Source organism: Streptomyces sp. NPDC055189, assembly GCF_053606765.1.
In genome coordinates this window covers 63210-76061 of record NZ_JBSGSG010000020.1, presented here as the reverse complement: position 1 = coordinate 76061, position 12852 = coordinate 63210, and the positions used below count along the sequence as shown (strand labels likewise).

General features: G+C 66.5%; 8 protein-coding genes. 2 read left to right on the top strand and 6 right to left on the bottom strand.

Annotated features, from left to right (window positions below; all coding sequences use genetic code 11):
- Positions 1–16 precede the first annotated feature (16 nt).
- Positions 17–175, bottom strand: a complete 159-nt coding sequence (locus tag ACWFR3_RS17635; RefSeq protein ID WP_453735477.1) for a hypothetical protein — start codon at positions 173–175, stop codon at positions 17–19.
- A 298-nt stretch (positions 176–473) separates the two neighbouring features.
- Here ACWFR3_RS17635 and ACWFR3_RS17630 point away from each other — a divergent pair, with 298 nt between their 5' ends.
- Positions 474–1202 (top strand): hypothetical protein, encoded by a 729-nt coding sequence (locus ACWFR3_RS17630; protein ID WP_453735476.1) that lies wholly within the window; start codon positions 474–476, stop codon positions 1200–1202.
- 126 nt (positions 1203–1328) lie between these two features.
- Positions 1329–1955 carry a DUF4291 domain-containing protein gene (locus ACWFR3_RS17625; protein WP_453735475.1) on the top strand — a complete coding sequence of 209 codons (627 nt, stop codon included), beginning with the start codon at positions 1329–1331 and terminating at the stop codon, positions 1953–1955.
- Between the two features lie 97 nt (positions 1956–2052).
- Here the strand turns inward: ACWFR3_RS17625 and ACWFR3_RS17620 are convergent, their stop codons facing one another.
- The 5 genes from ACWFR3_RS17620 to ACWFR3_RS17600 form a co-directional block, all read right to left on the bottom strand.
- Complete coding sequence (locus ACWFR3_RS17620) at positions 2053–4182, bottom strand: DEAD/DEAH box helicase (protein WP_453735474.1); 2130 nt, start codon at positions 4180–4182, stop codon at positions 2053–2055.
- A complete protein-coding gene (gene brxD / locus ACWFR3_RS17615; protein WP_453735473.1) occupies positions 4179–5510 on the bottom strand; it encodes a BREX system ATP-binding protein BrxD in 1332 nt (443 codons plus the stop codon). The genes ACWFR3_RS17620 and brxD overlap by 4 nt, the downstream gene beginning before the upstream one ends.
- Positions 5507–8239 carry a BREX-2 system phosphatase PglZ gene (pglZ, locus tag ACWFR3_RS17610; RefSeq protein ID WP_453735472.1) on the bottom strand — a complete coding sequence of 911 codons (2733 nt, stop codon included), beginning with the start codon at positions 8237–8239 and terminating at the stop codon, positions 5507–5509. Before pglZ ends, brxD begins: the two co-directional genes overlap by 4 nt.
- Entirely contained in the window at positions 8239–12069 is a 3831-nt protein-coding gene (locus tag ACWFR3_RS17605; protein WP_453735471.1) for a PglY protein, read from the bottom strand. Before ACWFR3_RS17605 ends, pglZ begins: the two co-directional genes overlap by 1 nt.
- A gap of 126 nt (positions 12070–12195) precedes the next feature.
- Positions 12196–12618, bottom strand: coding sequence for a hypothetical protein (locus tag ACWFR3_RS17600; RefSeq protein ID WP_453735470.1), 423 nt, complete (start codon positions 12616–12618; stop codon positions 12196–12198).
- Between the last annotated feature and the right edge of the window lie 234 nt (positions 12619–12852).

Below are 12852 nucleotides of genomic sequence, written 5' to 3'. Positions count from 1 at the left end.
ACACGGTGCTCAGGCTCTACGACGCGCCCCTCCACCGGGACTGGGCAGCCTGGACGACGGCGTTCATGGCGGGGATGACGGCTTTCGCCATCGGCACGAGCGAGGATCCACGCGGTATGCCCGCGTGGCTCGACACCTTGCTGGCGACCATCACGTTCACGGTTCTGTTCGGCATGGTGCCGGCGTGGTTCCGTCTCCTGATCAGGCGGCGAAGATGGCGTACGCACAAGAGCAGCCCTCCCCCGGCGCCGCTGCGCCCCGTCCCGCCTCCCGTGACTCAGGAGAACCGCTCCCCGTCTCCCCCGGTCGAAGGAACGCGGCCCCCGCCACCGCGCAGAGCGGACCGGGACACCCTGAACCGCGTCCAGGGATCCCTGGTTCTGACACACGCACGGCAGACGCTGCCGCACCCCGTCGCCCGCGCCATCCGCGCGCTCCAGCAGGCGGACACCTCCAGAGACCGGTACGAAGCGATGCTTGACGCCGCCGAGGGTCTCGCCCTCACCGTATGCGTCACGGCGGCCGCACTCGTTCACGAGCCGGGAACGGACTCGGGTCTCCGCCTGCTGTCGGGGCTGCGCAGCGCCTACCTCGCGACGGGCACCACGTTCGGTACCTGGACGGCGGGGCTCGACCAGGTCTGCGCTCTTGCTGCGGAGCATGAACAATTGCCCGTGGGATTCTCCACAGGTGTGGTCGGCATGGTCGACGATCTCAAGGCACTGAAGAGCGAACGCAATCGCACCGCTCACGGCGACAAACCGCTCAGTCAGCCCGAGGCCTCTCTGCGCGTGGCAGAGTGCGGAGCATTCCTCGAACACGCTCTCGCCTCAGCTCGGTTCCTGGAGGAATTGCCCTGGCTGTGCATCGCGACGTGCGACTACCGGCAGAGAACTCGGTCCTTCCACGTCGTGGCGCGGAATGCCACGGGCGACCACCCGGTTTTCGAACGCCAGACGTATGAATGGAGCGAGCCGGTCACCGCGGACGCGTTCTACCTGCTCACGACGGAAGGCTGCGTGCCGCTGTCCCCGTTCGTCACGTACACGTTCTGTCCGCAATGCAGGCAGACCGAGACCTGCTACACCTCACGCGTCCCGAAGCGCGAAAGCCACGCGACGGTCAAGAGCTTCAGCCGAGGCCACGAAATCCCCGTATCTGATCTTGGCGACGAAATCCGAGCCCTGCCGAGCCGACGCTGACCACTGCCCCGCTGATCAACTCACTCGGCATGACGACGAACGTAGGCTCCAACCCTACGTTCGTGATACCGACAGCGCCGACAATTCGCTGGCGAGCAAGCACACACGGACCGCAGGCTGACAGGCATGAACCGCACCGACACCGCCGTCGCCGTCAGTACCGCACCGCCCACCCACCAGATCCGCGCCCTGCACACGGAGTCGACCGTCACTGTCTACCAGGCGTACGCCCCCGGGATCGCGGGCCCCGCGGCCCGTACCGGTCGCTTCCCGGACGCCTGGAAGCGGGATCGCATGACGTGGATCAAGCCGTCCTTCCTCTGGATGATGTACCGCTGCGGCTGGGCCACCAAGGAAGGGCAGGAGAACGTTCTCGCGGTGGAGATAGACCGCGAAGGCTTCGAGTGGGCGCTCCGCCACGCGTGCCTGTCGCACTATGCGCGCGGCGTGCACCCCGATCAGGCTTCCTGGAAGCGGGGCTTGAGGCGTGCGCCGACCCGGGTCCAGTGGGACCCAGAACGCGATCTGCACCTGAACCCGCTCCCCTACCGCTCCCTCCAGCTGGGCCTGGCGGGCGACGCCGCGCGGCGTTACGCGGACGAGTGGACGGTCGCGATCACCAACGTCACCGAGCAGGCCAAGGCGATCCACAGCCTCGTACGCGAGAACGACCTCGCGATCGCCGAAACCTTGCTCCCCGAGGAGCGCCCCTACCCGGCGGGGGACGACCTGCTCACTCACCTGAGTGCATGACACACGGCCACCAGACCGCAACACTCTCCCATCGGAGAGCGTCATGTCTCAATGCCGACAGCGGCGCGGGTTACCCCTCAGGCATAGGCACCAAACCTCAACCGACGCCGGCGCCAAACCTCACAGGCTCCCCGAGGACAGTCCGTGCGCCCTCCAAGTCCGCAAACCGGGCCGCCAGAGTGGCTTGGGCCAAGCGCGGTGGCAGCGCTTCGGCGAACTTGAGTCCCTTTACAGCGCGTTCATCGATATCTGGGAGGCAGAGCTGCGGCAGCGCATCTGTAGCGGCCTGCTTCCGAGTCCGCGGGTTGGTGTCTTCCCTCAACCGAATCCAACAGTCGTTGGCCCGTTGTGAAGGAGAGGCAATGGCTCCGAGGGACGCCGCGAGCGTGGCATTTGCTCGGTGTCCCGCCCAGGTCCACCACTGCAGGTAGCCCCCAGAACCGCGGATTACCACCGTGCCACCAGGATGAACGTGTTCCAAGAAATGCTCTCTTGCCTCTGCCAGGGCCTTATCGGCGCGCCTGGTGAGGGTCACATCCGGGTCAGCCCCGAGCAGGACCTCACGCACGGCTCGGGTCAGCTCGAATGACGTCACCCGCTCGAATCCGAACCCACTCCACTTGGCCTTTCCTCCCCCCTCGACTGGTTCCACAAAACAGCGCTTCCGCTGCCAGTCGATATAAGTGACCAGCCAACTCCGACCGGCCAGAAGCAGCTTGCGCGGTCCTTCGACGCTCTCCGTGAGCAGGTCCGGGTCAGTCTTTCCGATCTCGGTGCGCCCCTGCATCACGGTGAACTGAGGTGGTGCAGTGAACACTGCGGTGAGACCCATGAAATGCCGGTGCCCGAATCGGCGCTCAGCTTCGGGGCCGACGAACAGCATGCCGGCGTCCTGGTCCAGATACCCCTCGCTGACAAGGTGTCGCACGATCGGCTCGGCGGCTGCCCCTGCGAAAGGCCCGAAACCGTTCCACCACTCTGCCCAGAGCTGGTCACCAACCTGATGCTCCTGCAGACAGAGAGCGATGATCTGCTGGGCCACGATGTGCCGTGGTTCGGGCGGAGCCGTGACCGGTTCCACCCAGCCCTTCGACCACTGCACCAAGAGCGCAGCCGCAGCTAAAAGCCCGTCCCGGCTCAAGGCCAGAAACAGGCAGTTGCGCATGGTGTCCGTCCTGCGCCCAGTACGTCCCAGACGCTGCAGGAAGGAGGCAACCGTGGCCGGCGCGTCGAGCTGAATCACTCGATCCAAGTCGCCTACGTCGATGCCCAGTTCCAGCGTGCTCGTCGAGACGATGACACAGTCCCGGGCCTCAGCGAACGCTTCTTCTGCACGCCGCCGCTCGTCCACCGACAGTGAGGCATGCGAGAGATACGTCGCAACACCCCTCAGACGCAGCTTCTCGCCCAGCTCCTCGACCAACCTCCTTGACTCACAAAATACGAGGCGCTTCTCGCCACGGTGAAGGGAAGCAATGACGGTGGCGGCGTTCTCGACCGAACCGACGTAATCGAGTTGGATATCTGCGGCGGGCGGCGCCACACTCCGGTTCACAGGAGTCTCGTCAAGATGCGGTGCAACGACCCGGGAAGGCCGTTGTCCGGCTGCGGCGCCCTGCAGCCAGTTCAGAAGTTCGGCCGGATTGCCCACCGTCGCGGAAAGGCCGATCCGCTGCACCGGACGCCCGACGGTCTTCTGCAGTCGTTCAAGCACTGCGAGCAGATGCCAGCCCCGGTCATCGCCTGCGAAAGCATGGACCTCGTCAATGACAACAGTGCGCAGTCCCGCGAAGAACGCCTTGTGGTCTGTGTGCGTGCTGACCAGCATGGCCTCCAGGGACTCCGGCGTGGTCAGCAGGATGTCCGGCCGCTCGGCCAGGATCCGTTTTCTCCTTGAGGCCGCAACATCACCGTGCCACAGCGCCGCCGAACGCCCAAGCCACCCGCTGTACGTCTCGAGCCGTGGCAGCAGGTTATTGAGTAGCGCTTTTAGCGGGCACACGTACACCACCGAAGTGCCGGTCCAGCGCTCAGCCGTCATTCTCGACAGCAGCGGAAAGCTGGCTGCTTCTGTCTTGCCACCTGCAGTCGGTGCCAGCAACACGGCATCCTCACCTGCCATGACGGGCCCGATCGCCGATTCCTGCAGGGGGCGCAATCCGCGCCAGCCCAGGGAGTTGACGATGTGATGGGCCAGGACTGGATCGAGGTCGGCGAAACCGCTCACGGCAGTTCCAGTTCGATGTCGTCGGCATTCGACGCGGCTGCATTGCGCTCTACTTCGTTCAGCTCCGTGCTGGAGATGGTCAGCGCGTAGTGCTGACGCGGGTCAAAGTCTGCGAACTCAACGACCCGATCCAGTACGTCCGCGATGAGCTTGCGCAGGAAGAGGCGCGGCGCCACACCGACTTTGCCCCCCAGTCCGCCGGTCACAGCAGTGGCCAGCTCGTCGATGTACGCATCGTCGACGTGCGCCGCGATCCTCTCGGGATGACGGGCTCCGCCTACGTACAAGTCTCTTACGTTCCGGCCGAGTTCGCCCAATCTGGCCAGGTCGAATCCCGTGAGCCGCAGCTGCACCGCCCGAGGGGAATCGAAGCGTGGTTCGGTGGTGAAGTCGGTCGCGAGACGCTGGGCGAGCGGGGCCAGTCGCTGGGCTCCCTGTTGACCGTCGTAGAAGGCGGGCGTGCCCGTGATGACGAGGAACAGGCCGGGAAAGCGGCCGGCGTCGATCTCATCGAGCAGCTGCCGCAGTGCGTTGAGGCCCTTCTCTCGTACGTCCCCACGTACCCGCTGGAGTGTCTCAATCTCGTCCAGGACCACCAGCAGGCCGGGATGACCGCAGTCCCGCAGAACCGTCAGCAGACCCTGCAGGAACCCCAGGGCGGCGAAGTGGTCGAGGTCGCCGCGGACGCCGGCTGACCGCCGCGCGGAGGCTGCGACTGATTTTTGGCCGCCCAGCCAGGCAATGAGTGCCTCCGCAGTGGCAGCGTCACCCTCCGTGCGCGCCTTGTGGTATCCGCGCAGTGCCGCAGCAAACGCGGGCGTGGTGCGCGCGACTTCAGCCAGGCGCTGCTCCATGAGGGCGTCAACGGCCTCCGCCAATGCCTTCTCGTCGTCGTCCGCCACCTCGCCCGCGTCGAGGATCTCCTCCTCCAGCGTGTAGAACCACGAGTCCACGACGGCTCGCAGCGCGCTCGGCTGGTGCGTGGCGGTGGCCAGCCGCTCGGTAAGCCGCCGGTAGACAGTCTCAAGCCGATGCAGTGGTGTCTCCGTCTCGGAGATCTGCACCTCCGCCGTCGCAAGCCCGGCACGCTTGGCACGCTCGGCCAACCACCGGGCGAAGAACGTCTTGCCGGATCCATACTCTCCGCGGATGGCATGGAACGCGGAGCCGCTGCCCGCAACCGTGGCAATGTCGTCGTCGAGGGCTCCGGTGAACCGGCCCAGCCCCACAGCGAACAGGTCGAGCCCTGCCTGGGGAACAGTGCCGCGCCTCAGTGCATCGATCACCTCACGGCGGCGTGCCGCACTTACCTCAGTGACGCCACTCACTGCTCCTCCGTTCCGAACTGCTCTTTCAGGAGGAGCACGTTCAGCTCGACGGTCCGGCCGGCCTCCACCAGATTGATCACGCCATAGCCTTCGACATTCAGCAACCGCTGCACCACGGTGACGAAGATTTCTGCGTTCCGCTGCGACCGCCCTGTCGCTGCGGCAGCCGCTGCCGCGACAGCATCTGGGGTGAGTTTGCCGCCGATCTCCGCGAGCGCGTCGATGACGGCCGCGACCGCCTTGACGTCCGGCGGGCGCCGTACGAAGGCCTTCTGCGCTTTGTACCGTTCGGAGCGGACCACCCGGTCGCCGAGCGTCGAAGGCTCTTGCGCCACCTCTGCAGCCGCGAACAGCCCTTCGCCGTCCTGCGCCGACGATCGCCGACGGCTCGTCTTGCGCACGGGTTCGCCCGGCGGCTCCTCAACTGCTCGGGCTTCTACACGCGTGTGCCACCACGCCGGCACTACCTGCTCGCTGGGCAGTACGGTCCAGCTCGCCGGTTTGAGGTCCTGCGAAGGCACCAGCACGATGACAGGCACAGTCACCTCCGCAGGCGATGCCCCGCCGTGGTAACCGGCCTTCCGCGGCGTATAACGGATCTCCTCACGCCACGGCGCGACGATGGTTCCGTCGCCTTCCAGTACACGCGGACCGCTCAACTCGACTTCACCGTCAGATGCCTCCCCGGTACGCCATCTGGCGCGCTTCGCTCCGGGAGCATCTGTCGGGCCTTGGCCTGGCTCGGAGCGGTCGAGCACGTGCCCGTGATCGGAGACAAGAACCAATGGTCTGCCGTAGCCACGAGCCGCGTTGAACAGATCCAGGAGGTGACTGATGTCCCGTAGCCGCCATGTGGTCTGCTCCCCTTCCTGCCCGTGATCGAGTGCATCGTCGATGGTGTTGAGCACCACACCGACCGCGCTGTCGCCGGCGAGTGCTTCCAGTAGCTCGGGAGCAAGCCGGTGCCCCTCCGCTCCACCGATCTGCCCCTTGTGGAAGAGAACCCCGGTGCGACGGTGCCTCTGCCAGAACGCCGCGAAGCCGCTTGCCTCGACCGCTTGTCCTCCCGCGGTCGACTGCCCGCTCAGCAATGAGGCCCGGCTGATGGTGGTGACCGACGGCACCATGGACACTGCTGCCAGCCTCCGAGCCGTGGAATCGGACTGCTTGGGCACCACTTCCGTCCACACCCGCCGGTCGATCTCGTCGCTCAGTTGCGCCGCGACCGCCGCGCTCATCCCGTCCAGCACCAGCACCAGCGGCGGCGCCTGCGCCGCGAGCGGTACGACGAGCTTTGCCAGTACGTCCTCAATGAGCAGTGCACCGCCGGGCGACGCAGTCGCCGCCGTCCTTGTCCACGCAGCGAACCGATTTCCGAACTGCTCGTCCAGGGCGCCGCGCCTCTCACGCGCCAGAGCGATCAGCCGGTGGTATGCCTGCCCCACCACCGGATCCCCTATGGGGTCACCGGCAGACAGAACAGCCAATGCCCGGTCGGCCCAGCCCCATTGGGCGACGTTCTCGCTGACTGCTTGTGCGACCGACTCCACAGCGGAAGTCTGCTCGCTCAGCCACCGCACGAGCCTTACGGCCATGCGTGCCGCATCGCAGCTCGCCGGGTGCAGGCATGCCAGCTGGTGAGCGAGTACCTGTCCAAGTTTGGCTTCCGCGTCAGGCACGGACCCGTCCAGGGCGGCGGCGAGGTCGCGAAGCCGGGTCCTCATCCCTGATGGCAGGAGGGGGTCGGCTCGCAGCGCCTGATGGAGCCCTGCGGTGACGGCCAGCTCGTCGGCACGGTCCAATACCGCGTAAACACGCTCGCGCGCTTCTGCCCCGAGGGCGCTGTTGCCCTCGGCCTGGGCGATCCAGCGGGCGAGGGTCCCCGTGACGGCGTCGGTGAAAGGCGGAAGGTCGTCGGACGATCGGAGTGTGGCCCCGAAAAGGCCGCCCAGTGCAAAGGTCGCCCCTGTAGGTGCGTGGGGGGAACTGAGTACGGAGCCCAGCACACCGAGCGCCATGGCGTCCTGTCCACGACCATCGGCGACGAGAGCCAGCAGCGTGGGAGCGGCAGCGCCGACGATCTCGGTGAGCCACACCGTGAGTCCCGCGCGCTCCGCCTCCGGCAGTTCGGCGAACCGCGCGGGGCCCGCCGTCGTACGGGACCAGGCAAGGAGCGCGTCGGCGTCCAAGTCCAATGGGCCTTCGCCCTCGGAGACGGAGAGATGCAACCGCTCGGCGACGAGAGCCCGGACAGCGGCGTCCCGTGTGAGTACCGCTCCACCACGCGGCCACCCTTGTGCGGGCTCGGCTTCCAGCAACGCGTCGAGCAGCCAAGTCTCGCGGTACATACGTGGATCGAGGTCAGTGGCGCCGAACAGCTGCTTGACGATCTCCACCCGGTCGACGCCCAGGGTTCGCCGTCCGACCGCATGAGCCCGGATGTCCCATCCCAGCTGTGTCACGGACACACCGCTCGCGATCACCAACAACCGGTCCCCGTCCTCTGCCGCCAGGTGCCGCTGCCAAGCCTCGACGATGCCGAGAACCGAGTCCTCGGCGCTGACGTGCACTCGGCGCTGGACGCCGTCCACACGCGCCGTGAAATCAGTCGGCGCCGAGTCGTCATAACGGGCGTTGACCAGGACCAGCCGGCGGTCGCGTGCCCGCCGCAGCTCTGTGTCGAGTAGTGCTTCGATGATCCGCCGGTTGACGAGCGGCCGCTCTGCCATCAGTGCTGTGCCTCAGTGTCCGAAGCTTCGGCATCCCCGTCCTTGGGCACGGCATGCCAGGTGACCTGCACCGTCATCCCCGGGTGGGCTGCGGAGTAGGCGAGGATGTCGTCCCACAGGCTGTTCAGCTCGTTCTCGAGGTGAGTCGGCTCCAAGTGTACGGAGCGGGAATGGGCCGCATGAGAGGCGCCGCCTCCTTTCTGTTCCTGCTGCCTGGGTGTGACTGCGGGATCCACCAAGGTGACGTCGTCCGCCGTACGCTGACGAGTCTCCGGCGGAGTGATCGGTTCCGCCACCTGCGCAAGCGTGGCCGCGTCCCGTACAAGAGCCACAGCCTTGCCGCGAATGCCGTCCAGGATCGGCACGAGTGACCGCTCGAATTCGCTCTCCGCCGCAGCCCGGGCAACCTCCTCGAGGAGCCGATCAGCGCGTTCTCCGATGCTGTCCTGACGCCCGGCGAATCCCTGCACGCTCTCCAGCAGCGCCCAGTCGGCGCCGTCCAGCGCTGCCAGTACCTCGGGAGCGGAACTGATCGCGACTGCGAGTACTTCGTCACTGACGTCGTACGACACCGCGGCCAGCTCCCGCACGAGAGCGGTCGCATCCCGGTGGCGGCCCAGGCGGGCCAGCAGGTCCGCGGCATGCCGCCCGGACCGGACCCGCGCGCTTGCGGCCGGGTCGATTCCCAGGGCTGCGGCGTGCCTGCCGAGGGAGGTGCGAACAGCGTTGACCGGTTGCTCAAGCGCTTCGGTCTTGTCGCGCGTACGGGCATAGAGCTTGCTGACGTTGCCCACCGAGAGGTGGTGCTGGACAGGCAGCCCGAAGATCTTCGCCGCCCGCTCACGGGCCGTTGCGTACTCCTCTTCGCTCGGCAGCTCCTGTGCCCGCAGCCCGATGCCCGATCCGATGCGCTCCAGCTCGGGCGGCTGGGGCAGGGGGCTGCCGTGGTACAGCCAAGCCCTGCCGTCAAGAAGCGCGTAAGTCGCAATGATCAGGCTGCTGATGTTCTTGTCGAGCCCGCTCCAGCCGAGGTCCTTGACGATCCACTGACGGATCTCATCGGCAGCAAGATCCTCTTCCCCCGGACGATGCTGACTCGCGCACTGGTTGATCCGGCCACGCCAGTCGTTACGCAGCACGAGGGGGCCGTCGTGGACCTGACCGAGTTCCAGCGGTTCGACGATCTTCTTCACGATCTTGAGGTGGTGGCTGTCGACCTCTACGCGCTTCCCGCCGTCGTCCATGGCCCGGGTGATCCAAGTGAGTGCGGTCTTCAGCTCCGACAGGGCCACCGCCTTGCGCTCCCGGGCCCGATCGAAGTCCGGGTGCTTCGGGTACAACGCACCGAAGACGCCGTCGGCCAGGTGAAGCATGTTGTCCTGGAACGACTTGGCACCCTGCAGCTGGGGCCTGCCGTATTCCGGCAGCAGAGACAGGACGTGCACCCCTCCGTCGACCTCGACGGAGAAACTACTCTCCTCTGCCTTGGCGATGCCGTACAGCTGGCCGAGCGTCGCCGAGAGCTGGGTGGTAAGCGTGTCCCGCTGCGCTGCGAGCTGGTGTCGGACGCGAACCCGGTCGTCCGACGCGAGATGCCCGGCATAGTCGTCGAGCCGGTCTCGCTCGAGGAGATAGTTGATCTTGATGAGCCGGCCGAGCTGGGCGTTCTTCTGTTCCGAGAAGAAGGAAGGCAGCCAGACAAGCGTCGGGGCCATGAGCCCCTCGGCACGCAGCTCGTCGATGCGCCGCGCGTCATCGCTGGGCCAGTGCTGACCGTCATCGAAGGGGTAGTCAAGGATGAACCGGACTCGCCCGTCAACACCTGGCCTGAACTGCTCGCTGGGCAGCTGCACGCTGTCTCGTACGTTCTCGAAGACGAACTCGGCGGTACGCCGCGTCCCCTTCCAGACGACCTCGTGCTCGCAGACGAACGCACCGGTGTCCTTCAGCCCCAGCGCCTTCCACAACTGGTCCCTGACCCAGATCCGCCGGGCTCCGGTGCGGTCCTCGTCGGCGACCATGTCGAGGAGCGGCTCGATGTCGAGGTCGGACAGGTGGAGAGTGAAGACCGGGTCCTGCTCGCCATCGGCCCGGATCTCGCCGAACTCGGCCTGTAGTTCGCGCAGTCGGCCCACCACCATCGATCCCGGCGCGACGGTGCGTGAGCGGATCGATCCGTGGTTGAGGGCCGCGAGACGGGTACCGGTCAGCCGGGTGAGCGCGGGCACATCAGGGGCGAGAGCGGCGAGCAGCAGCGTCTTGACGAAGCGCTCGTCGGCGATGAACTTCTCATGGGTCTCGGATCCGTACTTCTCGAGCAGGTAAGCCCGCACCTTCGCGTGGAAGTTCTGCGCAGCTTCCGCCTCGTTGCGCAGCCGGTCCGTGAATGCTTCGCCGGTTCCGTCCGACAGCACGTCCCACAGGTCACCGAGCGGGATCAGCTGGCCGAGCTGGAAGTCGGACCGGCGTCGGCGCAGCATCTCCTGCAGCAACTTCAGACCGGTCCGCTCACGCTGCAAGGCACCCGAAAGCGCGACGAGCACGTTCAGGAGCGCGGGAGAGAGCGGATACACGGCACGGAAGTCGGCCCAGTCCGCGCGCGTGGCGCCGTTGGCGTCCAGCAGCACATCCTTGACCTGAGCGTTCGTGGACTCGATCGCACTGAACGCGCCGTCGAGCGCGGCACGCGCCTCGTTGTTCTTCGGCTTGAGGATCCGCTCCTTGATGATCTCCGGAAGGTTGCGGTCCTCGAGACTGATCACGTCGAAGCGTCCGGCGAGGTACTCGACCTGCTGCTCCAGGTTCTTCACGTCGGCGCCCACGACGTCCGCGCCGACAAGCTGGGAGAGGTCTCGCTGCCGGGAGATGAAGGACACGATCGGCAGCGGCCGCGCGCTGTCACCGGACTCGATCAGCTTGACGAGCTTGCTGACTTCCGAGTTGACCTTCTCGCGGTTCGACATGTGAGCCTGCAGCCACAGGATCAGTTCGTCGAGGAACAGCACGATGCCGTCGTATCCGAGCGACTTCGCATGCCGGCTGATGACGGCGAGCCCGTTCTCCAGCGGCAGGAATGCCTGTGCGTCGCCACGGGCACCCTGCGCATAAGAGGACATGGGCCCCGTGAGGAGCGCGGAGACCAGCCGGTCGCGCAGCGCGTCCCCGGCGGGCGCGGCGAAGGCCCGGTCCAGCTCACCCGCGGTCCAGCCCGTTCCCGCCCCGTCGATCACGTCGAGATCGTCAAGGTCGCCGCCCGCGCCCCCGGCCCCTTCCGCCGTGCCAGGCAGCAACCTGACGAACGCCTCGTCCCCGATACTTGCCCGCAGGTTCGAGGCATCGGCGAGCATCGCGTCGGCACGGTACACGGGCGGCGTCGGCGCCCCCGGATGCAGCCTGCGCACCGCGGCGACGTATCCGCCGAGCAACGCCGAGTCCAGGTCGGTGGAGCCGACGAGGTGGTACGGCACCATGAGGAATTTCTTGCCGCGCAGCCAGTCGTCGTGCTCGGCGATCACTTCCTGCAGGCGCGGCTTCGCACGCGCGGACGGCTCGTTGTTCAGGACGGCGTGCAGGACGGTGAGGAAGTGGCTCTTACCGGACCCGAACGACCCGTGCAGATACGCGGCGTGCGAGTTCCCGCTGCGCACCGCCGCCCGAACCATTCCGAGCGCCCGGCCGAAGGCCTGATTGAGCTGGTCCGTGACCACATACTCGGCGACTCGCGCATCAGTCTCGGTGAAGCCGCCTGTCAGCTCCACCTTGAAATCGCCGGCGTGGACGTCTTCCTTGATGTCGATGACATCTCGCAGGAAGAGATCGGTCGTGGACATCAGCAGCTCTCGTTCCCTCGGTCAGCGGTTCACACGATCCGCACAGCGCGTACGTCTCCCCAATCTTGCCAGCCGCGAGCGGGTGCCGACCTGCGCATTCGAACATCGCTGCCGTGAGAACCGATGTCACGCCCCGACGACGGGAAGCTCTTCCCGGTGGTCCCAGGAAAAGGTCCCGTCAGGTTCGAGCCGGGCTTCTCCCCAGTGGATGGCATGAACGCCGTTCTCCGGATCGCACGTGAAGAAGACGGAGACGAGTTTCGCCGTACGGCCGAGTTCTTCGAATGCCTCGTGAAGCCGGTCGTATTCCTCAGTGGTGTACTCGTCTGCAGGGAAGATGGCGTCCTGTTCCTCGGGCCCGTGCGCGCCGAACAGCCTGCGCCGCACCTCCGACGCGTCCTTCATCCGGGCCTGCTCCACGGGGACTGGGCGGCTGTCGTACTTGAAGGGGAAGAGCACGTGGTCGTTGATGACCGCGTAGTCCTTGCCTCGGAGCGACCTGACAATACTGTTCAGCGTCTCGGCCTCCTGCGCGAGTTCCTCGCGCACCGCATCGCCGAGAGTGTGGCCGTACGACGACCCTGGACGCTTCAGGATGCCTTGTATCCCGCTTGAGCCCGTAGGTGTGCACGGTTCAGCCGCTCAGGTACGGCAGCGGTCAGCCGTGCCGCGTCCTTGCCGAACTTTTTCCTCGCCCAGCCGGAAGGGGCCACACTCCCCCTGCTCCCGTGCCTGTCCCTGTCTCCCGACTCCATCATATCGCCCTCCCCGTCTCACACCCCG